We start from the raw sequence: 25,599 nt of genomic DNA on the forward strand, positions 1-25,599 counted from the left end.
ACCGCAGGATAGTCAGGCAATGACTACGGTGTAACTGCCGTCCGGTCAGACACCGCTTCAACCGCGGCTGGACTTTAGGTCGGGGAGCGACGCTCAGGGCTTGGGATCGGCCTTGAGGTAGGCGATGACATTGGCGATGTCGTCGTCGCTGGTCAGGCCGGAGAAGGCCATTTTGTTGCCAGGGACCTTCTGCCGCGGCGCGCGCAGGTATTCGGCGAGGTTTGCTTCGTCCCAGACCAGGCCGGCGGCGCCGGCGTCCTTCATCCCCTGCGAGTAGCGGCTGAGATAACTGTCCGCGGTGCCGGCGGTGCGGCCGACGACACCCAGCAGATGCGGGCCGACCTTGTCGTGGTCGCTCGTTGCCTCATGACAGGCCATGCATCTGTTGAAGACTTTCTTGCCTAGAGCGGCATCGCCGTCGGCATGCGCGGCAAGAGCGCCGGCGATGAGGAAGGCAGCGGCAGACGAAATGGCTCGAAGCATGGGAACTCCCCGACGGCTCTGGCTGAGAGGTTCTGAAATAGCAAGCAGGCCTTAAACAAGCGCCGCACGATGGCGCGATTGGCGAACGAATGTCGGCCGGGAGGTCGGATGAAAGCAATAGCGCTGGTCAGGTTTTGGTGAAGCCGATGAAATCGTCGGGCACGGCGCGGCCCATTTCTTCTTCCCAATGGCGGCGGCAGAGCGAGACATAGACATCCTTGCCGATCGCCACCTGTTCGCCCTGTTTCGCCACCTTGCCGTCGGCGCCGAGGCGCACCACCATCGTCGCCTTGCGGCCGCAACGGCAGATGGTGCGCACCTCGCGCAGGTCGTCGGCGATTGCCAGCAGGGTGCGCGATCCGGAAAACAGCTTGCCTTGGAAATCGGTGCGCAGGCCGTAGCACATGACCGGGATGTTCAGCCGGTCGGCGATGCGGGCGAGTTGCCAGACTTGCTCCTCTTCGAGGAACTGCGCCTCATCGACGAAGACGCAATGGACCGTGGCGTGGTCGTGATGCTCGGCGACTCGGGCGAACAGGTCGTCGCCGTCGCGGAACATCTCGGCTTCCGTCTCCAGGCCGATGCGCGACGAGATCAGCCCGGTATCGCCCTTGCGGTAGTGGCCGGCGATGAACAGCATCGTCGTCATGCCGCGCTCGCGGTAATTATACGAGGCCTGCAACAGCATCGTCGTCTTGCCGGCATTCATCGTCGCATAATGGAAGTACAGCTTGGCCATGCCGTCCATTTAAGCCGAGTTGCAACAAAGCGGGGAGGGGGAGCGCCTACATTCCACCGGGAAAAGGCGACTTCCATCCGGAAAGCGGCGGGCGTGTCGCTGATCGGCCAGCCTGCGCCGTTGTTCGTGATTGCCTTAGTGCTTGAAACCGCAGCAGAATGATGTTTGGCTGACGGAACAAAGGCGGAGATAAACCGTCGCTCCGCTTCACCGAGAACTGAAATGGGAGAATTTTCATGTCGCGTATGAGTTCATTCGTCGCCGGCCTCGGCCTGGCGGCTTTTCTATCCACGACTGGGGCCTTCGCCGGCGATCCGGAAAGCTGCAAGACGGTGCGGCTGTCCGATGTCGGCTGGACCGACATCCAGGCGACCACCGGCGTCGCCTCGGTGCTGCTCACGGCGCTGGGCTACGAGCCGCAGGTGATCCAGCTTTCGGTGCCGGTGACCTATGCGTCGCTGAAGAACAAAGACCTCGACGTGTTCCTCGGAAACTGGATGCCGTCGATGACCAACGACATCAAGGACTATGCCGCCGAAGGCTCGGTCGAGACCGTCAGCGAAAATCTCAGCGGTGCCGGCTACGGCATCGTCGTTCCGACCTATGTCGCCGATGCCGGTGTCAAGACGCTGACCGATCTCGGCAAGTTCAAGGACAAGTTTGACGGCAAGATCTACGGCATCGAGGCCGGCAATGACGGCAACCGCATCATCCTCGACATGATCAAGGATCCGAAGACCAATCTCGAAGGCTTCGAACTGGTCGAATCCTCCGAGGCCGGCATGCTCACCCAGGCCGAGCAGTCGATGAAGAACAATGAATGGATCGCCTTCCTCGGCTGGACGCCGCATCCGGTGATGGGCGCCATGAAGATCACCTATCTCGAGGGGATGGGAGATAGCGGCTTTGGTGCTGCCACCGTGCATACCAATGTACGCAAGGGCTACATGAGCGAATGCCCGAACGCCGGCAAGTTCATCGCCAATCTGAAGTTCAACCTCGACATGGAAGGCGAGATGATGGACGCGATCCTGAAGGGCGGCGATGCCAATACGGTCGCGACCGACTGGCTGAAGAAGCACCCGGACGCGGTCGCTCCCTGGATCGCTGGCGTCACCACCTTCGACGGCGGCGATGCGGCGGCTGCGGTGAAAACGGCGCTCGGAAGCTGACCCGACCATCTGGCATGACGAGACAAAGGGCAGCCACGGTAGAAATGGCTGCCCTTTTTCATATCCTGTGACAAGATGACCGTCCGGCGAAGGACGGCGCCGGCAGAAGAGGGGCTAGATGGATCCGATCTCCAAATTCCTGGTCAGTTACAAGATTCCCATCGGGGCATGGGGGAAGGCGTTTTTCGGCTTTCTCACCGACAATTTCGACACCATCTTCAGGGCTTTTTCCAACAGCCTCAACTTCCTGCTCGACGGCATCGTCGACGGGCTGCTGTTGCTGCCGCCGGTTCTGCTGATCGCGCTGATCGCTCTGCTCGCCTATTTCCTGCAGCGCTCGAAAGGCCTGGCTTTGGCGGTATTCATCGGATTGCTGTTCATCCTCAACCAGAACCTGTGGAAGCAGACGGTGGAGACGCTGGTGCTGGTGGTCGCCGCCGCCGCCGTGTCGATGGCCATCGGCGTGCCGCTCGGCATCTGGGCCGCGCACAAGCCGAAGGTGTATCGCGTGATGCTGCCGGTGCTCGACCTGATGCAGACATTGCCGACCTTCGTCTATCTGATCCCGGTGCTGACATTGTTCGGGCTCGGCAACGCGCCCGGCCTCATCGTCACCATCATCTTCGTCATCCCGACCTCGGTCCGTCTCACCCATCTCGGCGTCACCTCGGTGCCGAAATCGATCGTCGAGGCGGGCGAGGCGTTCGGCGCCACCAAGCGCCAGCTGCTGTGGAAGGTCGAATTGCCTTCGGCGCTGCCGACCATCATGGCTGGGCTGACCCAGTCGATCATGCTGTCGCTGTCGATGGTGGTGTTCGCCGCCCTGATCGGCGCCGGCGGCCTCGGTACGGAAATCAACCGGGCGCTCGGTTCGCGCAGGATCGACCTCGGGCTTGAGGCAGGGCTGGCGATCGTCGTGCTCGCCATCGTGCTCGACCGGATGACGCGCATCGGCGTGGGAGGCAAGAAATGACCGTCGCCGTCGATTTCAGAAATGTCGACATCGTCTTCGGCGCCGACCAGGCAGGCTCGCTGGCGCTGATCGACAGTGGTGCAACCCGAGCCGAGATCCTCGAAAAAACCGGCAACGTACTGGGCTGCGCCGGCGCCAGCCTCACCGTGAACGAGGGCGAGATCTCGGTGCTGATGGGGCTTTCCGGCTCCGGCAAATCGACGCTGCTCAGAGCCGTCAACCGGCTGAACGTCGTCTCGCGCGGCCAGGTGCTGGTCAAGGACGGCGACGGTACGGTCGACGTCGTCACCTGCGACGAGGCGACGCTTCGGCGGCTGCGGCAGAAGCAGGTGGCGATGGTGTTCCAGCAGTTCGGCCTGCTGCCGTGGCGCACGGTGGAGGAGAATGTCGGCCTTGGCCTCGAGCTCGCCGGCGTACCCGAAGCCGAGCGCAAGGAGCGGGTGAACAGGCAACTGAAGCTGGTTCATCTCGACCAGTGGTCGAAGAAATATGCGCATGAGCTTTCCGGCGGCATGCAGCAGCGCGTCGGCCTGGCGCGCGCCTTTGCCACCGAGGCGCCGATCCTGCTCATGGACGAGCCGTTCTCGGCGCTCGATCCGCTGATCCGGACCAAGCTGCAGGACGAGTTGCTGCAGCTCCAGGCCGAGCTGAAGAAGACCATCATCTTCGTCAGCCACGACCTCGAGGAGGCGCTGAAGATCGGCACCCATATCACCATCATGGAAGGCGGGCGCATCGTGCAAACCGGCGCGCCGGAAGACATCGTGCTGCGGCCCGCCAACGACTATGTCCGCGACTTCATCGCCAATGTGAACCCGCTCTCGGTGCTGACCGCGTGGAACGTCATGCGCGACCGCCGCGACCTCGAACACGGCGAGAACGGCTGGGTGTGGCTCGACCGGCGCAGGACGACGCGTTTCAAGATCGACGAGCATGGGCTGGTGGCGGCGGCCGAGCGCGACGGCAAGCCGGCGGTCTGGGTGTCCTGCGCCGATGTCGAAGCCCAGCCGGAGGAGACGGCTCAGGTATTCTGGGCCAATCCCGGCACCTCGCTGAAGACCGTGATGCTGGCCATGCATCGCTCGCAGACCGCACCGGTGGCGCTGTTCGACGACCAGTCGCGCTTCGTCGGCGCCATCGGCGTCAGGGATGTGCTGAGCGCGGTGCTGCGACGGTAGCTCTCGTTCACTCACCGGCACGCCGGCGCGCCAATGGGTTCGGAAGGGATGAACGCCTTGCAAGCAAAAGGCATGCGCGTTGCATAGCTACATGGCTACACGCCGCGCTGGCCAGCACAAACTAACCAGCAGAATAGGAGTGTGAACGATACGCCCGAGAGTGACGGGAACTAGAGGACTTCACTCCTTGGCTCCGGAGTTAGCCTTCGGGGATTCTTCCGTCTAATAATAAGCTTTCTGCCGCCTAAGATTATATCCGCGCCAATAGCTTTTTGTTCGATCGCAATATCATCAAATTCTAAAAATGCAAAACCCCTGCTTAACCCTCCAGTTCTCGGAATAATCACGCTGGCAGGCTGATCATATTCTTTGAACGCCATGATAATGTCACGCTCTGACGTATTTGGCGGGATATTCCCAATATATAGCCCCTTCTCTTGGCTCTCCACGACCTTCTCGGGGGTAACATTGTAGATTTTATGAGGTGGCTCCCGTCCTTGCGATGACTCGCGTCGGTGAGTAGCGTCCCTTGCCGGTCTAACTTTAAATCGAGGAATATCGCGAACGCCAACTCCCTTGCGTTGCGAGAGTTGCTTAGCTTTCATTTTTGGCAGCGCAGTTTCGAATATACCTTTTGTTTGAAGAGAATGAACAATCTGCCGGTAGTTTTCTGTATCGACAATACCGATTCTACGAATAATTTCATTTGGAGAAATCAAATCCCCTCGCCTGCCCATAAGTATGACGGCCTTTTCGTCCGATGAAAGCTGGAGGCCATCATATTGCTCTAGCCAAAGAGCTTCATCCTTATTGTACATCGGCCGATGGTGCAAGGCCAAAGCAAACGAGCTTGCATCCGCAGTGATTTCTGGAGGGGCTAGTTCATTGTTCTTCATCAACTCAAATATACGCCGCATTCCTTCGCCCAATTCACGCATGACACCGATCTCACGAAGCGCCCTGGCCACATACGAGTTACGTGATTGATGAACCCCGCGAAGCGAAGTAATGTCTGCGACGGAGATTGAGGAGAGGAGACCTCCCGGATTCTTTATTTCTATTCGATCGTCAAAAACATATATTTCGATGCCTCGCCCCTCCTCCGAGTAATCTCGGTGGGCGATAGCGTTCACCAAAGCTTCTCGGCATGCTACCTCCGGATAGATGTACGTAGCTCTAAATCTCGCATCTTCCTGAAATCGGCAATTATCGGCTTGACGTACCACGGCTCACTTGGTAGGATCGCTTCAATTCAGAGGCAGTCCCATGAAACTCACCGATCCGATCTACACTGACGAAAACAAGGCCCGCGAGCACCTTGAAAGCCTTCATTGGCCTCATGGTCCGAACTGCCCTCATTGCGGCAATGCCAATCCCGACCGCATCACCAAGCTTCAGGGCAAGTCCACGCGCCCCGGCGTCTACAAATGCAAGGAATGCCGCAAGCCGTTCTCGGTGACTGTCGGCACCCTGATGGAGCGCAGCCATATCAAGATCAACGTCTGGCTTGCTGCGATGCATCTGTTGACCTCATCGAAGAAAGGCATGAGCGCGCACCAAATGCACCGCATGTTGGGTATCACCTACGAAAGCGCTTGGTTCCTTTGCCATCGCCTTCGTGAAGCCATGCGCGACGAGCCCAAGTCGTCGGGTCCGCTTGGCGGCAAGAACAAGGTTGTCGAGGCCGACGAAGCCTATGTTGGCGGCAAGGCGAAGAACCGCGCACATCGCGAGCCTGCCCCGAAGAAAGCCGTTCTGTCGCTGGTCGAGCGCGACGGTCGCGTTGCCTCGTTCCATGTCGCCAACGTGACCGCTGCTACCGTGCGCCCAATCATCGTGACGACCGCCGACCGCGCCAGCGCCCTTATGACCGACGAGAGCGGCATCTATCCGCGCCTTGGCCGGGAATACGCAAGCCACGGCACCGTGAACCATTCGGCGAATGAGTATGCCCGCCTTGGCGGCTTCATGCACATCAACACCGCCGAGAACTTCTTTTCGATCCTTAAGCGCGGCATCAATGGCGTCTATCACCAAGTCAGCGAAGCGCATCTGCACCGCTATCTTGCCGAGTTCGATTACCGCTACAACAACCGCATCGGCCTCGGCGTCACTGACACCGAACGCTGCGAACGCGCCATCAAGGGTATGGTCGGGAAGCGCCTTACCTATCGGCGGACTAACGAAGCCGGTCACGCTTAAGCAGAAAGCGAAGCGACTCCTAAACAAGCGCAAAAAGAAGTAGCCTCTCCTTTCAGACGGGAGGGATGGTTTATGACAAGCTTAGCGGAAAGCCTGCGACAGGCTGCGATAGAGGTATGCAATAGCTACCAACAGCGCAGCCATACTCTGAAAAAAGACCTTAAGCGTGCGCAACTTAGCGTTCTCGAAATACAGGCGTCTCTTGATGCGTCGAACCTCTCGGTTAAGCGCATCAACAGCTTTCAACCGGACATCGGCGGGGATTTGCAATGTCCCCAATGCTGGATCGCCAACGGACGCCAAATGTCTTTGACCCCTCAGTCTAGCGGCACCGAGATTGACCTGTTCCGATGCCGCCAATGTCATTTCGACTTTTCCTTTTGAGCATTCGCGGACTTCGGTTGGGCCTTCTTTTCGCCCTTCCCATGCTTGGGCTGTGGCGGCATCTTCAAAACGCGCTTCGCCAGATCGTCGCGGCGCTGGTCGGCCTTATCCTGGTCTTTGTCTTTGGGGGCTTTCTGCATGGACGAAACTTTCGAAGAAAACGTTCGTAGCGAAAACGCATTTATATATCGGCTGGGGCTTGTCATCACCGAATGGCAGTGGGTCGAAGCCGCTTGCTATGAATTATACGCCGCCATCATGCGGGGCGCGAACAAGAAATTGATTTCGGTGAACTGGCACAACGTCCAAAGCTTCGATGCGCGGATAACATTGCTCGAACGGTGCATATTTTTCGTCTTGCCTGTCGAGACGCGCGACAACGAATGGAAGGATCTAAAAAAGGCCATCCGGGAGGCTAGCGAACAGCGCAACGCAATCGTTCATTCCACCTTCGGTGTTGAGTTTCATGACGGCGTAGGAACGCCCCGCCTGTCTCCTAGCCACATGGACGCTACGGCGATTGTGAAAAAGCGCGCCATGAACCCGTCGTACGTTTACGGCATCGAGCGATTGCAGGAAGAGGGCGCAAAATTCAAAGCGCTGTCACACCAAATCAAGGGTTTCGCCAGACTCCGCTTTCCACATCGCGAGGAAGACGGCGGCGGCTAGATCACCTGCATCACCAACAGCAATCGCTTCTGTGCTTTCCAATGCGCGGGTCAATTCGGCCGCGCCAGCGATACGCATTTCCTCAGAAATTACCCTGTCGTCTCGTGCCGGCCTGTCGGGCAATTTCCATATCCTTCGAAGTTTGGTACGTCAACCAGATAATTGCCCTGAAATCGTGTAGTAACTAAATGGGGCCTGAGGTTATCCCACGCCTCGTCGATTAGTCTAAATATATTTGTCTTTACAGTCGAGTCGTTTGTAACGTTATATGACGCCCCCGCCCCGAGGTTTGTGCCACTTACCCTAAGTATCCGTACCTGCACACGTGGGTGCCAGCGATCGGATGATTTTGCAAAGAGTAACAATGCTGCTCTTCGAACTCGCAAGCCGCTACCGGCGTCATACTCCGCAAGTCCGAGGTATTGTAGACACTTGTCTACGCTGATGCCCTGCGAAACTTGCTCTGCTACTATCTTGAGCATCTCGGGTTCGAGATCGGCAACTGAGGCGCCATCTACGAACTCGCGATCATATTCACGCGAAGAGACTTCTCGCCTGTCGAACTGGATCTGCTCTGCAGGAACAGGCACGGACTCCAAATCATTTCGTTTTAGACAGCGGCCGTCTGAAGTGAGATAGATATGCTTTGTACCTTTTGGAATACGGAAATAAATTACTCTCTTTCCTTCGATCTGGGCGTCTCGGCAGAGTACTGATTGCAATTGTGTATCTTTATGGACATGAGACCTTGGCGCATCTTTAATTCGAGCTATCTCTTCGGCGGTAAAGTCATCGGTTCCAGTTAACGCGCCATCATCTTCGACTCCGATAAGCAACTCGCCTCCGTCGGCGTTCGCGAACGCGACCAGGGCTTCACCAACGTCTTTGCATACATCCCTAATTTGCCTTTTTGTTTTTTGTCCCGGAGGACCAGCGTAAGCACTTTTGAATTCTCGAAACTGCCCTTCCGCCAGCGACACGGCGATGGAGATCTGCTCTTTGATATTCAATGGCTCTGACATCAATCCCCCCGACGACATGGCGACTCCTTTGTAATGGCAAGTCGGCCAGACGATTATTCTATCGTAGTCGAGTTCGTATCGAACGCGAAAGGGTGAGCACACAAAATAAGCAGTTGGAGCGTCGGTCATATCGCGGGCAAGGCAACATATGTTGTTCTCAAACAGCTAGGCACGGCGCCGGCAAATAAATCGCGGCCGCTGACGCTTACACCGCCAGCGGCAATCTCAGCTCCGTCATCAGGCCGCCATCGGGATGGTTGGACAGGCTGACTTCGCCGCCGGCGCTACGGGCGATGTTGCGGGCGATGGTCAAGCCGAGGCCGAGGCCGCCGGTCTGACGGTTGCGCGACTGTTCCAGGCGCACGAACGAGCCGAACACGGCGTCGAGCTCGGCTTGCGGTATGCCCGGACCCTCGTCATGGATCGCCAGCGTGATTGTCTTGCCTGATTGACGCAGGCTGAGATGCGCCCTCTTGCCATAGGTCACCGCGTTCTGGACGAGATTGGTGACACAGCGCCGTAGCGTGACCGGCCGCGCGACGCAGATCAGGCCGCGCGAGCGCGCGTCCTCATTGTCGAAGGAGACCTCGTCGAAGCCGTCGGCGATCGATTCTACCAGCGACCAGAAATCGATCCTCTCGCTCTTCTCCTCGGTCACCTCGAAAGTGGCGAAGTCGATGACTGAGCTGGCAATGCCTTCGATGTCGGCGAGGTCGTGCGCCAGTGCGGCGCGCACGGACGAATTCCTCAGCAGTTCGAGGCGCAGCCGCATCCTGGTCAGCGGCGTGCGCAGGTCGTGCGCCAGTGCGGCGGCAAGATGCTCGCGGTCCTCGACGTAGGCGCGCAGTCTTGCCTGCATGGCATTGACCGCCTTTGCCGCGGTACGCACCTCGCGGCTGCCGCTCTCGGCGATCGGCGGGCTCTTCAGGTCCTCGCCGATCCGCTTCACCGCGGTCTCCATCATCCGGTAGGGCGCCGTCAGCCGGCGCAGCGACCAGATCGAGGAAGCCACCACCAGCCCGGCGATCAAGGCATAAAGTGGCAGGCTATCGAAGCTCAGTATCGGCCCGGCCGGCGTGTTCGGCTCGGTGAAGTTCAGCCATTGGCCGTCGGCAAAACGAAGCGAAGCCGTCAGCTTGTCGCTCTGGGCGAAATCGGCCGCCAGCACCAGCAGGTCGCGCTCGACCTGGCCAATATCGGGACCGGCGACCGTCCCGCCGGGAGCGTCGGCTTCGTGCGTTGCCGGGTCGCGGCGGACCCGCGCGTCGGTGATGCCGAACTTCGATAGCCGGCCGACCAATATGTCCTCCAATTCGGCCAGCTCGTCGTCGCCGGCTATCGAGGAAGTAACGGCGGGCGTGTTGGAAACGGTGAGCGCATAAGTGGCGTTGAACAGGCCGGAGGCCGTCGCCTTGCGCTGTTCGGGGGTGGCGTCATGCATCAGCTGTACCAGCGAGAAGGCGCGGTCGTTCAGCCGGTAGAGATCGACGACGTCATTGGCGGCGGCACGGTCGCGCGAAACGATGTAGAGGGTCGCGATCTGGCTGATCAGCAGGCCGGCGATGACGATGAGCAGCACCCAGACCGGCAGCGTTTGCGGCAGGATGCGTCTCATTCGGCGGTCGTCTCAGGCAGGAACTGGTAGCCGCCGCTGCGCACCGTCAAGATCAGCTTCGGCGTTTTCGGGTCGTCCTCCATCTTGCGCCGCAGCCGACTGACCAGAATGTCGACACTGCGGTCGAAGCTGTAGCCGCTGTCGCCGCCGGACAGCTCGATCAGCTGCTCGCGGCTCAGTACGCGCTGCGCGCTCTTGACGAAGGTCTGCAGGAGATTGAATTCGGCCATCGTCAGCTCGATCCTGACGTCGCCGGGCGCCATCAGCCGGCGGCGCGAACAGTCCATCGTCCAGCCGGCGAAATGGTAGATCTGCCGCGAGGCGGCGCGTCGCGGTTCGGCGGCGCCATTGCGTCTCAAGACGGCACGAATGCGTGCGAGCAACTCGCGCGGATCGAAGGGTTTCGGCACGTAGTCGTCGGCGCCCATCTCTAGGCCAACCACGCGGTCGGTAGTTTCGGTAACCGCGGTCAGCATGATGATCGGCGTCGAATAATTGGCGCGCAACTCGCGGCAGAGCTCCAGCCCGCTCTTGCCGGGCAGCATGACGTCCAGGACAATCAGGTCGACCTGGGCGCGGCGCAGGATGGTCTCCATCTCGGTGCCGTCGGCGGCGATCGATGTATGCAGCCCTCGCTTCTGGAAAAATTCCTGAAGGAGGTCGCGAATGCCCTTGTCGTCGTCGACGATCAGTATGTGGGGGTCGGATTTCACCGGGAACCTGTCATTTGTGGATCGCCCAAGCGCTGCTTCGGCCGTCAGCCAGACGATAGAATTCAGGCCATAAGTTGGCCAGTGGAGATCGGCTGCCCGATCCGGGCTGCCCAGAAACAATCCAGAAACAAAATTCTACAATCCGGAAAAACTGCCGAAAAAAATCAAAGGCATAAGTGGTGCCGTGGCGGTCAGGTCATCGGCTGCGACACGCGTTACGGGATTACGGACAGACCAATGCAAAGGTTCTCGATCAGTCTGATGGGTGCGTTGCTTTCCATTTCGCTCGTCACGGCCGCGGTCGAACATGCCGATGCAAAACTGGCCGATGCGAAGGTGGCCAATGCAAAGGCGGCCGATGCAAAGGTGGCGACCACCCGCAGCGAGCGTTGCATCGATCTGAACCGCCAGTTTGACGAAGCCCTCGAAACCCATGCCGCGGCAACGCAGGTCACCGCTGCGAAAGCACTTCAAAGAAAGGGAAACCGGTTCTGCGCCAACAAGAAACAGGCACAGGGAATCCGGATGCTCGCGAACGCTTTGAAGCTGCTTGGAGTGACACCGATCGATCCCGTTCAGTGACACTCAATCCGATCTGCACAAAAAGGAAGTGAAGCCATGAAAAAGTCCCTCCTCTCCGCCCTCGGTCTCGCCATCGCGCTAGCCGTCTCGATGCCGGTTCTCGGCGCCAGCAGCGCCAATGCCGCGACCACCACCCCGGCTGCGACGACAACGACGACCGCTGCGCCGGCCAAGGCCGTGAAGAAGGTCGCTGCCAAGAAGACCGTCAAGAAGCACAAGAAGCACGCGGTCAAGGCAGCTCCGAAAGCCTGATCAAGCGACATCTTTCTACCCTATGAGAAGACCGCTCCAGTTGCGATTTGCCTGGAGCGGTCGTCTTTTTTGTTGCGTGCAGACAGTAGGGCCAGTCCCGGCCCACACCCCCGTTGAACGCCAGACGGCAGTTCCCACATAGGCACGGACTTTTGAACTGCGCCTGCCGGGAAGCCGATCGCGCGCGGTTGAATGGACGACCGCTTTTGCCCATGTCAAAATGACCGCAAAGCTGTCGTACGCAATTGCCGGTCCAATGCCTGAAATCACGACAAAACCCCGTACCAGCACGAAGCCGAAGGTCGAACGGCCGAAGCTCTACAAGGTCATCCTGGTCAATGACGATTTCACGCCGCGCGAGTTTGTCGTGACGGTGCTGAAGGCCGAGTTCAAGCTCAGCGAAGACCAGGCGCATAGGATAATGATCACCGCGCACCGGCGCGGCGTCTGCGTTGTCGCCGTCTTCACCAGGGATGTCGCCGAGACTAAGGCGGCGCGCGCAACCGATGCCGGCAAGGCCAAGGGCTACCCGCTGATGTTCACGACGGAGCCGGAGGAGTAGGGCGGTTCGCTTTCTTCCTTCTCCCCTTGTGGGAGAAGGTGGCCGAGCGAAGCTCGGTCAGATGAGGGGTGTTCCAGCTTGGCAAGGACGGCACTCCGTCCAGCACCCTCAACCGTCTTGGCGCTGCGCGCCACTCCACCTTCTCCCACAAGGGGAGAAGGATAAACCGCGTTACCGCCCTTCGCGGTACCACATCGAGCCCATCGCCAGAAGCAGCAGGCCGAGGCCGAGGAAGCCGCCGAACAGCGGCACGCGCGAGACGGCCTTGAGCACGCTGTCGTCGGTGGTGCGCAGGCCGATCCAGTCATCGCCGGAGGCAGCGCCCGAGGAACGGACCGGAACGATCGAGGGCAGCGTGACCGTGCTGGTGAGAGTGCCAAGTGCCGAGGCCGGCGCCAGCCGGCGAACGCTGCCGCCGGTTGCCTCAGCCGGTGGTTTGAGCCGGTTCTCGGTGGAGACGACGTCGGTGAATTCCGGCGCGTTGACCGGCCCGACATGGGCCAATGCCGTCAGGTCGCCATTGCCGACCTGATAGAGACCGATTTCGCTGGTCTCGACGCTGCCGAGGAAGACGCCTGGTTCGGATTTCTCGAGCCTGACGATCAGTGCCTTGCCGGACGGCGTGATGACTTGCGCCGGGCCGGGGTCGTCGCTCATCGTCTGGCGGCGGATTTCCAGCACCATGCCGCGGCCGTCGGCGGTCAGCCGCTCTTCCTCGAGTTCGGGCTCCTTCATTAGCCAGTGGGCGATGCGCCGGTAGAGTTGGACGTGGGGGCCGCCGCCCTCGAAGCCGCGCGCCCACAGCCAGCCCTGGTCGGACAGAAGCATGCCGACGCGGCCTTCGCCCTTGCGATCGAGCAGTAGCAGCGGCCGGTTGTCGGCGCCCTTCATCACCACCTCGCCCTCGGGGTTCTCAACGCCGATGGTGCGGAACCAGCGGCTCCAGTGCGGCGGCTCGGTCGCGGAGCCGTCGAGCCCGCGCGTTACCGGATGACGCTGGCCGGTATCGGTGAGGCGCGGATAGAAGGCCTTGTCGATGACCTCGCCGGTCGGCATTGCCGGCAGCGCCGACATCAGCGGCGTGCGGGCGATCGAGCTTTCGCCGGCATATTCGGGGCCTGCCGCGATCAGTAGCGCGCCGCCCTTTTCGACATACTCGGAGATGTAGTCGTAATAGAGGATCGGCAGCACGTCGCGGTGCTGATAGCGGTCGAAGATGATCAGGTCGAAATCCTTGATCTTCTCGACGAACAGCTCGCGCGTCGGAAAGGCGATCAGCGACAATTCGTTGATCGGCGTGCCGTCCTGCTTTTCCGGCGGGCGCAGGATGGTGAAGTGCACGAGGTCGACCGAAGCGTCGGATTTCAGCAAATTGCGCCAGGTGCGCTCGCCGGCATGCGGTTCGCCGGAAACAAGCAGCACGCGCAGATTTTCGCGGATGCCGTCGATCAGCGCGATGGCGCGGTTGTTGGTGTCGGTGAGTTCGCCCGGCTCGTGGTTGATGGCGAGTTCGACGATGTTTCGCCCGGCGCTGGGAATGGTCACCTGCAGCGGCATCGCCTGGCCGATGTTGGCGTGCTCGACCGATACCTGCTCGCCGTTGACCGATACGCGGACATCGACCGGGCCGGTTTCGTTGTTGGTGGCGATGACGCGATATGTCATTTCGAGCGGCTTGCCGACCAGCCCGAATCGCGGCGCATTCTCGAAGCGGATGCGGCGGTCCTTCTCATGCTCGTTGCCGGTAATCAGCGCATGCAGCGGGGCATTGAAGTCAGGTGCGCCAAGCGGCGCGTCATGCACCTCGCCATCGGTGATCATGATGGCGCCGCCGATGCGCGAGGGCGGCACGTCGCGGAAAGCATTTTCGAGCGAGGAAAACAACCGCGTCTCGGTGCGCTCGTCGGCGGCTTCGGACTTGCCGGCCTCGACGACACGGACGTCGAACTGCTTGAAGCGGCCGAGACGCCGCTGAAGCCCGGCCAATGCCGCGTCTGTCTGCTTGGTGCGGTCGCCTATATCCTGGCTCTGACTGCGATCGACGACGACGGCGACGATGCTTTTCAGCGGCTCACGTTGTTCGTCGAGGAACACCGGATTGAGCAGCGCCGCAGCCAGGGCAATCAGGGCTGCCAGGCGGAAGACCGCGCCGCGCTGGCGAAACCAAAGGCCGACCAGCGCCAGCAGCAGCAGCGGTATCAGAACCACGGCGAGCAGTGGCCAGGTGATGAGCGGTTCGAAGGAGAGCGACCAGTTCATGGTCTATTGCCCCAGCCGTTCGAGCAGCACCGGGACGTGCACCTGATCGGATTTGTAGTTGCCGGTCAGCATGTACATCATGATGTTGACGCCGGCACGCAGCGCATAGATGCGCTGCATCGGATCCGACGGCACCGTCGGCAATAGCGGGTCGCCATTCTCGTCGACGGCCCAAGCGCCGGCGAAATCATTGGCGGTGATCATGATCGGCGAAACGCCGTCGCCGGTGCGCACCGGGCGGTTCTCGGTGTTGCTGGCTTCGAGCGATGCCTCGACCCAAAGCGGGCTGCCGGCAAAACGGCCAGGAAACTCCGGAAGGATGTAGAAGGATTTGGTCAGCACGTGGTCCGACGGCACCGGCTCCAGCGGTGGCACGTTGAGGTTGCCGAGGATGTCGCGCAGCCGCTCCGTCGCCGGGCTGGTCGAATCCGCACCAATGCCATTGGCGAACTGGTCGCGGGTGTCGAACAAGACCGTTCCGCCCTGCTGCATGTAGGCGTCGATGCGGGCGATGGCGGCCTCGCTGGGCAGCGGGGCCGAGGGATCGATCGGCCAGTAGATCAGCGGATAGAAGGAAAGTTCGTCCTTCGAGATGTCGACGCCGGCCGGTGCTCCGGGTTCGAGCGCGGTTTTCTCGATAAGAAAGCGGGTCAGGCCTTCGAGCCCGGCGCGGCTGATCGAATCGACACCCGGCTCGCCGGTCAGCACGTAGGCGATCCGGGTCTTTGAAATGTCCCCGATCGCCTCCGTATCTCCCGGTTTGGCGTCGTCGGCACGCGCGACGTCCGCGTGGCCAATCAAGGCGCCGAGCGCAATCAGCAGGACGGCTGCCGTCGCCGCAGCGCCGGCACGGCGCGGCCGGCGCGACAACAGGCCGCCCATCCAGAATACGGCAAGCGTGTCGAGCACCATCAGCACCAGGGCGGCCGTGACAAGCGGACCTTTGAGGTTGTGCTGCTCGTCGAAGGCATACTGGATGGTGGTGACCGGCACCGTGATTTCAGGCCGGGCCAGCGGCCTGAATGCGCTGTCGCCGCCGAGCAGATTGTGAGCGAACACTCCTGTCTCGGAGCCGTAGAGGCCGGGCGGGTTTTCCAGCGTCACCGGCAGCGGGCCGGCGCCGGGCACCAGCGGCCTGGCATCCGGCGTCGGCGGCACCAGCGTGCCGTCGGCGGCGATCATACGATAGGGTGCCAGCGACGTGGCGGCGGCCTCGGCATTGGCGACAGCCGCGCCCTGGTTGCGCGACAATTGTACGATGCGCCGCAGCATCTCGACGAAGCTGCCGGAGATCGGCAGGTTGGACCACGTCGCCTCGGGGGTGACGTGGAACAGTACGAGGGTGCCCTTGTCCTTCCTCATCCCGGTCACCAGCGGCGTACCGTCGGCAAGCGTGGCCCAGGTGCGCTCGACAATGTCGGGCGTCGGCTCGGCCAGCACCTGCCTGGTAACGGTGACCTCGGTCGGCGGCGCGAGGTCGGCGAAGGGACCGGTTTTCGGGAATTCGGTGACCGGCTGCGGCGCCGTCCATGACAGCGCGCCGCCAAGCGATCGCTCGCCGGTGCGCAGCCGGACCGGCAGCAGATCGTCGTCATTGCCGGCAGCGGCCAGCCGCGAACCGGCAAAACGCACCAGCGTGCCGCCCTTGTCGACCCAGTCAACCAGCCTTTGCCGCGCTTGTTCCGGAATGGTGCCGACATCGGCCATGACGATCATCGCCGGCTTCTGGTCGAGCAGTTGCGGGATCGCGTCGGCGAGATCGACGCTCGACGGCTCGACCAGATCGGCGAACGGCTGCAGGGCGCGGCGGATGTAGTAGAGCGGCGACAGCAGCGGTTGCGCCTGGTCGGCCTCGGCCTGCGACAACAGCCCGACGCGGCGGCGTTTTGAGCTCTCATCGAGCACGCGGACGGCACCGGCCTGGCGCTCGCCGTCGAGCGCGACGTAGGCGAAGTCGTTACGCAGTTCGAACGGCACCGCCATCGTGCTGGTGGCGGTGGTTCCGCCCGGGGCAAAGGTCAGCGTCGCGTCGGTAATGCGGCGGCCCTTGTCGTCGAAGGCGCCGGCGGTCACCTGTGCAGGCGCCGGATCGCCCGGTGCGCGGATGGCGGTCAGGGCGAAGCCGTCGACCTGATTGTCGGCGCCGGTCAGGCCGGTCAGCGACAGCCGATCGGAGACGGCCCAGACGACGCGTGCTGCGTTCTTTGACAACAACGTGTTGAACGCGGCTTCGTCGCCTTGCGCCGCCAAGCCATCGGCGAGCACTGCGACGCTGGCGCCCGGCAGCGACTCCAAGGCTGACGCTACGCGGGCATAGACGGCGGGGCGGTCGGTCGGGATCGGCCGCGGCTTTGCCGCGCGCAACCGGTCGAGCGCCGCAGCGGCATCGAAGGGACCGATCTCGGCATTGGGCTTTTCGGCGGTGAAAGCGATGAGCACCGGCACGCCGTTCGAATTGGCATCGGCGATCAGCCGCTCGGCGGTGGCGACCCGCTTGCCCCAGTCGGCGGCACTTGCCCAGTCATTGTCGATCACCAGCGCCAGGGCAGCGCCCTCGGCCGGCAGCTTTTCGCGCGGATTGAAGACCGGTTCGGCAAGTGCTGCCACGACAAGCGCGGCCATCAGCAGCCTAAGCAGCGTCAGCCACCAAGGGCTTTGCTGCGGCGTTTCTTCGCGCCTCAGCACGCGGGCGAGAATCCTGAGCGGCGGAAACACCTCGGTTTGCGGTCTTGGCGGGGTCAGCCGCAGAAGCCACCAGATCACCGGCAGCGCCAGCAGGCCCCACAGCAGCATCGGCGCCCCGAAGGAGAGCGGCAGCCAACTCATGCGCGGGCCCTCCCGGCAAAGCTGCCTTCGCCGGTCATCGCCATGTGGATGCGCACCAGCGCCTCGGAGGCAAGACGGTCGGTATGATTGACGGTAAAGCTCCAGCCAAGCCGTTTGCACCACGCGGCCAATTCCTGGCGGCGGGCGGCATAAAGCAGGCGATATTCCTCGCCCAGCATTTCGGCGCGGCCGGCGGTCAACTTGTCGCCGGTCTCAGGATCGGTGAATTCGGTGCGCCCGGCATAGGGGAAGCTTTCCTCGGCCGGATCGGCGACCTCGACCAGGTGGGCGCGCACGCCGTGGCGGGCGAGCACGTCCAGCCACGCCATGGTGTCCTCGACCGGGTCGAGGAAATCGCTGACGAGAACGATGTCGCAGAACCGGCGAATGCCGGATAGGTCGGGCTTTGCCGGCAGGTCGGCGGCGTGCATCAGTTGCGCCGCGATGCGCTCGGCGCCATTGCGGGCGGTGAACGGGTCGGTCAGGCCCGGCCAGGCAATGCGCTCGCCGCTGCGCGACAAAAGCTCGGCCATGGCCAGCGCCAGCACCAGGGCGCGCGATTCCTTGGGAACGCTGGCTCCGGTCGATTTGTAGAGCATGGAAGGCGAGGGATCGGCCCACAGCCACACCGTGTGGGCGGCCTCCCATTCACGGTCGCGGACATAGGTGTGATCGTCGCGGGCGGAACGGCGCCAGTCAATGCGCGAGGAATCGCCTTCGACATAGGGCCGGAACTGCCAGAAATTCTCGCCGATACCGCGCTTGCGGCGGCCATGCCAGCCGGCAATTACCGTGTTGACGATGCGGCGCGCCTCGACCAGCAGGTCCGGCACCAACGAAGCCCGCAACCGGCCTCTGGCGAGCGCATCGCGCGTCGCTGCCGGTGCCTGCGCTTCACCGATGCGCGCCATCAAATCCCTTTCGCGAGCTTCGCCACAACATCGCGAACCGTGGTGCCCTCGGCGCGGGCGGCGAAGGTCAGCGCCATGCGGTGCTGCAGCACCGGCTCGGCGAGCGCGCGGACGTCGTCGACCGACGGCGCCAGCCGGCCGTCATAGAGGGCGCGGGCGCGGGTGCACAGCGTCAGCGCCTGGCTGGCGCGCGGGCCTGGGCCCCAGGCGACGTGCTTGTCGGTATCGGCGTTGCCCTGGCCGGGGCGCGCTGAGCGCACCAGCTTGAGGATCGCCTCGACGACGCTTTCCGGCACCGGCATACGGCGGATGAGCGTCTGGATGTCCTTCAGCCGCGCCGGCTGCAGCACGTTTTCAGCCTTGGCATCCTCGATACCGGTGGTTTCCAGCAGGATGCGGCGCTCCGCCTCGATCTCGGGGTAGAGGATATCGACCTGCATCAGGAAGCGGTCGAGCTGCGCTTCCGGCAGCGGATAGGTGCCTTCCTGCTCCAGCGGGTTCTGCGTCGCCAGGACGTGGAACGGTGACGGCAGATCATGGCGCACGCCGGCAATGGTGACGTGGTATTCCTGCATCGACTGCAGCAGCGCCGACTGGGTACGCGGCGAGGCGCGGTTGATCTCGTCGGCCATCAGCAGTTGCGCAAAGATCGGCCCGGAAATGAAGCGGAACGAACGCTTGCCGAATTCATCCTGCTCCATCACCTCGGAGCCGAGAATATCCGATGGCATCAGGTCGGGTGTGAACTGGATGCGGCGCGAATCGAGGCCGAGCACGATGCCCAGCGTTTCGACCAGCTTGGTCTTGGCGAGGCCGGGCACCCCGACCAGCAGCGCATGGCCGCCGGCCAGCAATGCGACGAGCGTGCGCTCGACGACGCTTTCCTGGCCGAAAATGACCCGGCCGACGCCGTCACGGACCCTCGAAATGTCGGCCAGCGCTTTCTCGGCCTGCGCCACCATGTCCTTTTCGCTGATTGGGCTTTCCTTGATCATAACGCTCATGCAGCATCGATCCTTCTGTTGGAAACACCGCTTGGCACCTTGGTGCCGCAAAGAATGCCGCGATTCGGCCTCGCATGGCGCCTGCAATGAACTTAAATCACAGACTTAGGCTGACAAGCGGAACAACAGTGACTATTTCGTGACCATGACGGAAGCCGCCGACTATCGTGAAGAGAGGCTGACGGCCGCGACCGAGGCGCGCGGGCTGGAGGCGCTGGTCTCGCGCGCGACGCGCGCCGGCAAGGGGCCGGCGCCGGTGGAACGCTGGAATCCGGCATTTTGCGGCGATCTCGACATGGAAATCAAGCAGGACGGCACCTGGTTCTATCTGGGAACGCCGATCGGCCGGATGCCGCTGGTGCAGCTTTTTTCCTCAGTGCTGCGCAAGGACGCGGACGGTAGAACCTACCTGGTGACGCCGGTGGAAAAGGTCGGCATCCGCGTCGCCGACGCGCCCTTCATTGCCGTCGAGATGGACGTGTCGGGCGCCGGCGACGGACAAATCGTCACCTTTCGCACCAATGTCGGCGACGTGGTAGAGGCTGGGGCGGGACACCCGCTGCGCTTCGTCGATGAGGACGAGACAGGTGGCCTGAAGCCTTATGTGCTGGTGCGCGGGCGGCTGGAGGCGCTGGTGGCACGGCCGGTGATGTACGAGCTGGTCGAGCACGGCGAAGAGATCGACATCGGTGGCAAGACGATGTTTGCCGTCCGTTCCAAAGGCGAGGTCTATCCGATCATGCCGGCTGAGAAACTGAAACGGCTGAGCGCATGATGGACCGCCTATGATGGATCAGGTGATGCCGTTGCCGTTTTCCGCTGCCGGGTTTCGCCAGCGCGTCGCGGCGCAGCCGCTGGCGCATGCCGGCGACGATTTTGGCGACCACCGCTTCAATCCGGGCCATCCCAGGCTGAAGCTGGCCAAGGCGCTGCGCGATGCCGCCGTGCTGATCCCGGTGGTCGATCATGGCCATGAAGCCACGGTCCTTTTGAGCAGGCGGGCGGAAAAGCTTCGCAACCATTCGGGGCAGGTGGCTTTCCCCGGTGGTACCATCGATCCAACCGATGCGAGCCCGGAAGCGGCAGCGTTGCGCGAGACATCCGAGGAGATCGGTCTCGATAGTGATTACATCGAGATCATCGGCCGTCTGCCGGACTACGTTTCCGGCAGCGGCTATCGCATCGCCCCGGTGCTCGGGATTGTGCGGCCCGGTTTCAGCCTGACGCTGAATTCCGACGAAGTCGATGCCGTCTTCGAGGTGCCGCTGGGCTTTCTGATGGACCCCGCCAACCACACCAGAGACAGTCGCATGTGGAACGACCTCGAATGGTTCTATTACGAGATGCCCTATGGCGGCCAGCGCATCTGGGGCGTCACCGCGGGCATCATCCGTACGCTTTATGAAAGGCTCTATTCGTGAGCGATCCAGTGTCGATCGCGGGCAAGGCCGGGTGGCTCGGCGAACGCCACCTGCAGCGCCTGCTCGCCGCGCTGACTGATGGCGGCGAGGAGGCGCGTGTCGCCGGCGGTGCGGTGCGCAACGCGCTCATCGGCCAGCCGGTCGCCGACATCGACATCGCCACCACCACGGTGCCCGAGGAAACCATCCGGCGCGCCGAGGCGGCAGGCTTCAAGACGGTACCGACCGGCATCGAGCATGGCACAGTCACCGCGGTCGGCCACGGCAAGGCCTATGAGGTCACCACGCTGCGTGCCGATATCGAAACCGACGGCCGGCGCGCCAAAGTGTCGTTCGGCCGCGACTGGAAAGCCGACGCTGAGCGGCGTGATTTCACCATCAATGCACTCTATGCCGAAGCCGATGGAACGGTCGTCGATCTGGTCGGCGGTATCGCCGATATCGAAGCGCGGAGGCTGCGATTCATCGGCGATCCGGAAGCGCGTATCCGCGAGGATTATCTGCGCATCCTGCGTTTCTTCCGTTTCTTCGCATGGTATGGCGACGGCAGGCCGGATGCCGAAGGGTTGAAGGCTTGTGCCCGGCTGAAGCAGGGGCTCGACCAGCTCTCGGTCGAGCGCGTCTGGTGGGAATTGAAGAAATTGCTGTCAGCGCCAGATCCGTCGCGGGCGCTGCTGTGGATGCGCCAGGCCGGCGTTCTGACCGCCGTTTTGCCGGAAAGCGAGAAATGGGGCATCGATGCCATCCACGGGCTGACCAAGACCGAGAAGGATCTGGCCTGGGCGCCGGACCCGCTGCTCAGGCTGGAAGCCATCGTGCCGCCGGATGCCGCGCGCATGAAAACGCTTGCCGAGAGATTGAGGCTTTCCGTGAGCGAAGCAAGCCGGCTGCGGAATTGGGCGATCACAGCTGCCGTCGATCCGAAAACGACCGAAGGAGAGTTGGCGAAAAGGCTTTATTTTGGCGACCGCCAAGGCTTTGTCGATCGGTTGCGGCTGTTGCTCGCTTCCGCTCGAGCCCGCGCGGTCGAGGACAATGACGCACTGCTCGAAGCCGGCGGCTTCTCGCGCCTGCTTGCCTTCGCTGCAAAATGGCAAAACCCTGTTTTTCCGGTCAAGGGCGCCGATCTGACGACGCTTGGCGCATCACCGGGGCCGAAGCTTGGTGCAACGTTGAAGAATCTCGAAAAGGAATGGGTCGAGTCCGGTTTTGCGCTTGATCGCGGCGCGCTGCTCAAGCGCGCCGCGGAGGCACTCGAATCCTGACTGTCACGCTGCGTCGCGGGCCTTTTCGATGCGCGAGCGGATCGCCTCGATCATCGTCTCGCGGATCACCGTCTCGCCGTGCGTCTCGCGCAGATGCTCGACGGCACGGCGCATGACCTCAGCCTCCTCCTCGGCGCGTGTGTGCCACTCGCAGCCGGGTACGAGCGACCCGCAATGGAATTCCTTCATCGGCTTCTCCTCATCTCCTCCTTGGAGCGCCGCGCAGCGCACTGACACGGAAGCTCCAGACCTTTGATTGCGCGATCCGGAAACCGCGTACGGTATCCGGGCTACACGCTGGCCAGCTAAGCATAACACGATCGAACGGTTTTGGTTGCCTTAGAGTGCCGTGCGTCCAAGCCGACACGCGGCCCTCTGGTGATCGGGTTGCGAAAAGGCGGAGCATCGCTGCTCCGCCCTCTTACGCCACCCAGGAGTAAGACCTCGTCTTGCTCCAGCGGGCAGGACATCACTTCACGATCTTGACTGCCTCGGCAATTTTATCCTTGCCGCTCATATCCCACGTGACGCGGACCTTTTCGCCGACCTTCAGGCCAGGATCCTTGAAGGTCTGGGGCAACGTAAAGGTGGCTCCGTTATCCAGAACTAGGCTCATCGCCGTTCCATCAAAGCTTTTGATCGTGCCGGTGGTGTGCTTGACCGCAGCGAATGCGGCAGTACCAGAGGCGAGAACGGCAGCGGCGGCTGCGGTCATAATAAGCTTGCGCATGGCATGCTCTCCTGGAAAATGCGGGCACCGCTTGGGAAAGGTGCCCCATTCAATCATGGGCCGTCCGGTCACGTCGGGTCGCGGCTCTCGGGAGTAAAGAACCGCCGGCGTTTCCCGGCCCGACGCGACAAATAACCCAATCTTTACAATGGTATATTAGACGAAAAAGATATTTTCTGGCGCGCCTTGCGCCACATTCGCCGTCAAATTCTGGGGATTTGGACCCGATTGCGGCTCACGTCGTGCTCACCGAGATTTTACGGCCATTTCGCTTCTGGCGGCAGGCTGGACAGGATCGAGGCGACATTGCCGCCGGTCTTCAGCCCGAAGATGGTGCCGCGATCGTGAAGCAAGTTGAATTCGACATAACGGCCGCGGCGGATGAGCTGCTCGTCACGGTCGCCATCGGTCCAGTTGTCATTGAAGTTGGCGCGCACCAGATGTCCGTAGACGACGAGAAAAGATCGCCCGACGTCCTGGACGAAGTTGAAATCGGCGTCCCAGCCGCCTTTGTCCTCATCCGAATGCAGCCAGTCGAAGAAGATACCGCCGGTACCGCGTGGCTCGTCGCGGTGCGGCAGGTAGAAGTACTCGTCGCACCAGGCTTTGAATTTCACGTAGTCGGCGATCGCCGCGTTCTTCTCGCAGGCAAATTGCATCGCTCTGTGGAAGGCGATCGTGTCGGGGTCGTCCTGGCTGCGGCGGCGGTCGAGCACCGGTGTCAGGTCGGCGCCGCCGCCGAACCACTGGCGCGAGGTGACGACCATGCGCGTGTTCATATGCACGGCCGGCACGTTGGGGTTCCACGGATGGGCGATCAGCGAAATGCCGCTTGCCCAGAAGGAGGGGTCCTCTTCGGCGCCCGGCATCTGCTTCCTGAATTCGGGCGAGAACTCGCCGTGGACGGTCGAGGTGTGGACGCCGACCTTCTCGAAGACGCGGCCGTGCATCATCGACATGATACCGCCGCCGCCCTTGCCGGCATCGCGTTGCCACGGCGTCTTTTCGAAGCGGCCGGGCGACCAGCTAGCCTGCGGCCCCTGCAGGTCCTGCTCGATCTGCTCGAAGCTGGCACAGATGCGCTCGCACAACGTCTCGAACCACAGCCGTGCCTTCGTCTTCTTCTGTTCGATGTCGGCTGGCAGCCCCGCCGGTATCTCGGGTCGTTGCAAATCCTGTCTCCGGTTGCGGGCGCGCCCGACAAATGACTCGTCTTTTCCGGCCGCGATCCCTAATCTCTTGGGTGCAAGGGTCAAGTGTGAATGGAGTTCTTTCGTGCGCACCCCGGCAAGACCGCCGCTGGATGGCCTGAAGAAGAGGCTCGACCGTTCGCGCGCCGAGAACGCGCGCATGCCGCGCGACGGCTTCCTGCGCGAGACGTTCGTGCTGCCGCGCTCCGATGCTCGTCTCAAGGCGAAGGAATGGTTCGAGCGCTTTCCCAAGCAGGCCTATTGGACCGAGATCGAAAGCTGGTTCGAGCGGCCGGGCGACGCCATCGAATTCACCATCAGGCGGCTGCCGGCGGCCGATTAACGCTCCGGTCTCGAGGCTGAACGTATCAGGGCTAGTTCATCTGCCCTGAACGATCTTGATAAACACGCTTCTGTCGCCCGTTCCAAGATGCGCTCTTTTCATCTCGGCATACGTCAGCCGCCCATTCGCGAAGGCCCGCACGGTTCTTCCGCACCAGACACGTGGCGCCGCGGCTGCGCTGACATTCATGATCTTGCCAGCTTCCTGCTTCGAACTGAGAGGCGATTGCTCCGAATGCCTGATGCATTCCGTAAGCACTTTCTTATACATGGCAGGACTGCCCTGAACCAAAGTCCTTGCCGTATTCCATTCACCTTCGCTCGGCATGCATCCAGCCAACACAATGGCGCCAAGCAACGCGGCGTAAGTCTTGTATGCAAATTTCAATTCTGCCCCCCAAGGTTAGTTGCAGGGGCGTATCAAGCACGGGCACATGAACTTCACAAGACTGTATAGTGACTAACGGACAGGATAAGTTCGCTGAACCCGTCCAGACCGTCATGGCTTCAACGCACGACCAGCCTGCGGGCGCCCGCGCCGTCCCTTGCCAGCCTGTCGTTCTTATTCCGCAGCGGACATTTGTCGATCGACATGCAGCCGCAGCCGATGCAGTCGCTCAGCCCGTCGCGCAGCTTCTTGAGCTGACTAATTTTCTGGTCGAGGTCGTCGCGCCAAGCCGTCGAAAGCAGGTTCCAATCCTCGCGCGTCGGCGTCCGGCCTTCAGGCAATGATCGAAGGGCTGTGCCGATCTCGGCCAGCGAAATGCCGACCTCCTGCGCTACCTTGATGATCGCCACCCGTCGCAGCACGTCGCGGCCGTAACGCCGCTGGTTGCCTGATGTGCGGTGGCTGCGGATCAGCCCGCGCGCTTCGTAGAAATGCAGCGCCGACACCGCCACGCCGCTGCGCATCGCCACCTGGCCGACTGTTAATTCCGTTGCCGCAGCCATCTCCGATTTTCCGCTTGACCTCAAGTTAAGTTGAGCTTGTAGCGAAGAAGCCTCGAAGATGCAAACGGCAGGAGAAGGCGATGGGCGTCTGGATGAGAATGACCGGAGAGGACGCAGTGTTGCGTGAGGACGACGCCTTGGTCGCTGCGGCCGG

29 protein-coding genes are annotated in these 25,599 nt (G+C 61.9%); 12 read left to right on the forward strand and 17 right to left on the reverse strand.

All coding sequences use genetic code 11. The features are described from left to right. Positions 1-93: 93 nt before the first annotated feature. Both NKI24_RS07915 and NKI24_RS07920 read right to left on the reverse strand, forming a co-directional pair. Positions 94-483 carry a c-type cytochrome gene (locus NKI24_RS07915; RefSeq protein WP_023679507.1) on the reverse strand — a complete coding sequence of 130 codons (390 nt, stop codon included), beginning with the start codon at positions 481-483 and terminating at the stop codon, positions 94-96. Positions 484-610: 127 nt separating this feature from the next. Continuing rightward, entirely contained in the window at positions 611-1,222 is a 612-nt protein-coding gene (locus NKI24_RS07920) for a thymidine kinase (RefSeq protein ID WP_023679506.1), read from the reverse strand. Positions 1,223-1,458: 236 nt separating this feature from the next. Between NKI24_RS07920 and NKI24_RS07925 the strand changes: the two genes are divergently transcribed. The 3 genes from NKI24_RS07925 to choV all read left to right on the forward strand — a co-directional run bounded on the left by NKI24_RS07925 (position 1,459) and on the right by choV (position 4,545). Then, positions 1,459-2,394, forward strand: coding sequence for a choline ABC transporter substrate-binding protein (locus NKI24_RS07925; protein ID WP_292660734.1), 936 nt, complete (start codon positions 1,459-1,461; stop codon positions 2,392-2,394). A gap of 118 nt (positions 2,395-2,512) precedes the next feature. Continuing rightward, the gene (choW, locus tag NKI24_RS07930) at positions 2,513-3,367 is read left to right on the forward strand and encodes a choline ABC transporter permease subunit (protein ID WP_254819158.1); all 855 of its coding nucleotides are present in this window, start codon (positions 2,513-2,515) and stop codon (positions 3,365-3,367) included. Further along, a complete protein-coding gene (choV, locus tag NKI24_RS07935; RefSeq protein ID WP_352744314.1) occupies positions 3,364-4,545 on the forward strand; it encodes a choline ABC transporter ATP-binding protein in 1,182 nt (393 codons plus the stop codon). Before choW ends, choV begins: the two co-directional genes overlap by 4 nt. Positions 4,546-4,715: 170 nt before the next feature. Here choV and NKI24_RS07940 read toward each other — a convergent pair whose 3' ends face one another. Continuing rightward, complete coding sequence (locus NKI24_RS07940; protein WP_352744316.1) at positions 4,716-5,678, reverse strand: ATP-binding protein; 963 nt, start codon at positions 5,676-5,678, stop codon at positions 4,716-4,718. Positions 5,679-5,811: 133 nt separating this feature from the next. Between NKI24_RS07940 and NKI24_RS07945 the strand changes: the two genes are divergently transcribed. Next, positions 5,812-6,747 carry an IS1595 family transposase gene (locus NKI24_RS07945; RefSeq protein ID WP_352744319.1) on the forward strand — a complete coding sequence of 312 codons (936 nt, stop codon included), beginning with the start codon at positions 5,812-5,814 and terminating at the stop codon, positions 6,745-6,747. An 81-nt stretch (positions 6,748-6,828) separates the two neighbouring features. On the opposite strand, the gene NKI24_RS07950 is transcribed toward NKI24_RS07945, so the two are convergent. Next, the gene (locus NKI24_RS07950; protein ID WP_352744322.1) at positions 6,829-7,113 is read right to left on the reverse strand and encodes a hypothetical protein; all 285 of its coding nucleotides are present in this window, start codon (positions 7,111-7,113) and stop codon (positions 6,829-6,831) included. Beyond that, positions 7,110-7,271, reverse strand: coding sequence for a hypothetical protein (locus tag NKI24_RS07955; protein WP_352744325.1), 162 nt, complete (start codon positions 7,269-7,271; stop codon positions 7,110-7,112). Before NKI24_RS07955 ends, NKI24_RS07950 begins: the two co-directional genes overlap by 4 nt. Between NKI24_RS07955 and NKI24_RS07960 the strand changes: the two genes are divergently transcribed. Next, positions 7,270-7,800 carry a hypothetical protein gene (locus NKI24_RS07960; RefSeq protein WP_352744328.1) on the forward strand — a complete coding sequence of 177 codons (531 nt, stop codon included), beginning with the start codon at positions 7,270-7,272 and terminating at the stop codon, positions 7,798-7,800. The two genes, NKI24_RS07955 and NKI24_RS07960, sit on opposite strands and share 2 nt — an antisense overlap. A gap of 89 nt (positions 7,801-7,889) precedes the next feature. Here the strand turns inward: NKI24_RS07960 and NKI24_RS07965 are convergent, their stop codons facing one another. From NKI24_RS07965 to NKI24_RS07975, 3 genes are all read right to left on the reverse strand, one after another. Beyond that, positions 7,890-8,822 (reverse strand): AlbA family DNA-binding domain-containing protein, encoded by a 933-nt coding sequence (locus NKI24_RS07965; protein ID WP_352744331.1) that lies wholly within the window; start codon positions 8,820-8,822, stop codon positions 7,890-7,892. Positions 8,823-9,027: 205 nt separating this feature from the next. Then, positions 9,028-10,437 (reverse strand): ATP-binding protein, encoded by a 1,410-nt coding sequence (locus NKI24_RS07970; protein ID WP_352744333.1) that lies wholly within the window; start codon positions 10,435-10,437, stop codon positions 9,028-9,030. Next, entirely contained in the window at positions 10,434-11,150 is a 717-nt protein-coding gene (locus NKI24_RS07975) for a response regulator (RefSeq protein ID WP_352450530.1), read from the reverse strand. Before NKI24_RS07975 ends, NKI24_RS07970 begins: the two co-directional genes overlap by 4 nt. 237 nt (positions 11,151-11,387) lie before the next feature. Here NKI24_RS07975 and NKI24_RS07980 point away from each other — a divergent pair, with 237 nt between their 5' ends. From NKI24_RS07980 to clpS, 3 genes are all read left to right on the forward strand, one after another. Next, positions 11,388-11,732, forward strand: coding sequence for a hypothetical protein (locus tag NKI24_RS07980; RefSeq protein ID WP_023679500.1), 345 nt, complete (start codon positions 11,388-11,390; stop codon positions 11,730-11,732). 36 nt (positions 11,733-11,768) lie between these two features. After that, entirely contained in the window at positions 11,769-11,984 is a 216-nt protein-coding gene (locus NKI24_RS07985) for a hypothetical protein (protein ID WP_352450529.1), read from the forward strand. 256 nt (positions 11,985-12,240) lie between these two features. Continuing rightward, positions 12,241-12,546 carry an ATP-dependent Clp protease adapter ClpS gene (clpS, locus tag NKI24_RS07990; RefSeq protein WP_023679498.1) on the forward strand — a complete coding sequence of 102 codons (306 nt, stop codon included), beginning with the start codon at positions 12,241-12,243 and terminating at the stop codon, positions 12,544-12,546. 171 nt (positions 12,547-12,717) lie between these two features. On the opposite strand, the gene NKI24_RS07995 is transcribed toward clpS, so the two are convergent. From NKI24_RS07995 to NKI24_RS08010, 4 genes are read right to left on the reverse strand one after another with little or no spacing between them, the layout of a single operon-like run. After that, a complete protein-coding gene (locus NKI24_RS07995) occupies positions 12,718-14,805 on the reverse strand; it encodes a hypothetical protein (protein ID WP_352744337.1) in 2,088 nt (695 codons plus the stop codon). A gap of 3 nt (positions 14,806-14,808) precedes the next feature. Beyond that, positions 14,809-17,631, reverse strand: a complete 2,823-nt coding sequence (locus tag NKI24_RS08000; protein ID WP_352450527.1) for a DUF4159 domain-containing protein — start codon at positions 17,629-17,631, stop codon at positions 14,809-14,811. Further along, on the reverse strand, positions 17,628-18,542 hold the full coding sequence (locus tag NKI24_RS08005; protein WP_352450526.1) for a DUF58 domain-containing protein: 915 nt from the start codon (positions 18,540-18,542) through the stop codon (positions 17,628-17,630). Before NKI24_RS08005 ends, NKI24_RS08000 begins: the two co-directional genes overlap by 4 nt. Further along, entirely contained in the window at positions 18,542-19,546 is a 1,005-nt protein-coding gene (locus tag NKI24_RS08010; protein WP_352450525.1) for an AAA family ATPase, read from the reverse strand. Before NKI24_RS08010 ends, NKI24_RS08005 begins: the two co-directional genes overlap by 1 nt. A 145-nt stretch (positions 19,547-19,691) precedes the next feature. Here NKI24_RS08010 and NKI24_RS08015 point away from each other — a divergent pair, with 145 nt between their 5' ends. From NKI24_RS08015 to NKI24_RS08025, 3 genes are read left to right on the forward strand one after another with little or no spacing between them, the layout of a single operon-like run. Beyond that, positions 19,692-20,321: a DUF1285 domain-containing protein gene (locus tag NKI24_RS08015; protein ID WP_352456465.1), complete on the forward strand. Its 630-nt coding sequence runs from the start codon at positions 19,692-19,694 to the stop codon at positions 20,319-20,321. 13 nt (positions 20,322-20,334) lie between these two features. Then, complete coding sequence (locus NKI24_RS08020) at positions 20,335-20,967, forward strand: CoA pyrophosphatase (RefSeq protein ID WP_352743299.1); 633 nt, start codon at positions 20,335-20,337, stop codon at positions 20,965-20,967. After that, a complete protein-coding gene (locus NKI24_RS08025) occupies positions 20,964-22,232 on the forward strand; it encodes a CCA tRNA nucleotidyltransferase (protein WP_352450523.1) in 1,269 nt (422 codons plus the stop codon). The genes NKI24_RS08020 and NKI24_RS08025 overlap by 4 nt, the downstream gene beginning before the upstream one ends. Positions 22,233-22,235: 3 nt before the next feature. On the opposite strand, the gene NKI24_RS08030 is transcribed toward NKI24_RS08025, so the two are convergent. The 3 genes from NKI24_RS08030 to hemF all read right to left on the reverse strand — a co-directional run bounded on the left by NKI24_RS08030 (position 22,236) and on the right by hemF (position 24,134). Continuing rightward, positions 22,236-22,421 (reverse strand): DUF1059 domain-containing protein, encoded by a 186-nt coding sequence (locus NKI24_RS08030; RefSeq protein ID WP_292662162.1) that lies wholly within the window; start codon positions 22,419-22,421, stop codon positions 22,236-22,238. A gap of 280 nt (positions 22,422-22,701) precedes the next feature. Beyond that, complete coding sequence (locus NKI24_RS08035; RefSeq protein WP_023679489.1) at positions 22,702-22,962, reverse strand: DUF1344 domain-containing protein; 261 nt, start codon at positions 22,960-22,962, stop codon at positions 22,702-22,704. Between the two features lie 257 nt (positions 22,963-23,219). Then, positions 23,220-24,134, reverse strand: coding sequence for an oxygen-dependent coproporphyrinogen oxidase (hemF, locus tag NKI24_RS08040; RefSeq protein WP_352469726.1), 915 nt, complete (start codon positions 24,132-24,134; stop codon positions 23,220-23,222). A gap of 103 nt (positions 24,135-24,237) precedes the next feature. Here hemF and NKI24_RS08045 point away from each other — a divergent pair, with 103 nt between their 5' ends. After that, complete coding sequence (locus NKI24_RS08045) at positions 24,238-24,495, forward strand: hypothetical protein (protein ID WP_352744344.1); 258 nt, start codon at positions 24,238-24,240, stop codon at positions 24,493-24,495. A 36-nt stretch (positions 24,496-24,531) separates the two neighbouring features. Here NKI24_RS08045 and NKI24_RS08050 read toward each other — a convergent pair whose 3' ends face one another. Both NKI24_RS08050 and soxR read right to left on the reverse strand, forming a co-directional pair. After that, entirely contained in the window at positions 24,532-24,882 is a 351-nt protein-coding gene (locus NKI24_RS08050) for a hypothetical protein (RefSeq protein ID WP_156937440.1), read from the reverse strand. Between the two features lie 119 nt (positions 24,883-25,001). Beyond that, positions 25,002-25,445 carry a redox-sensitive transcriptional activator SoxR gene (gene soxR / locus NKI24_RS08055; protein WP_023679485.1) on the reverse strand — a complete coding sequence of 148 codons (444 nt, stop codon included), beginning with the start codon at positions 25,443-25,445 and terminating at the stop codon, positions 25,002-25,004. Between the last annotated feature and the right edge of the window lie 154 nt (positions 25,446-25,599).

This window comes from Mesorhizobium sp. M0701, from assembly GCF_040320365.1.
Lineage (GTDB): Bacteria > Pseudomonadota > Alphaproteobacteria > Rhizobiales > Rhizobiaceae > Mesorhizobium.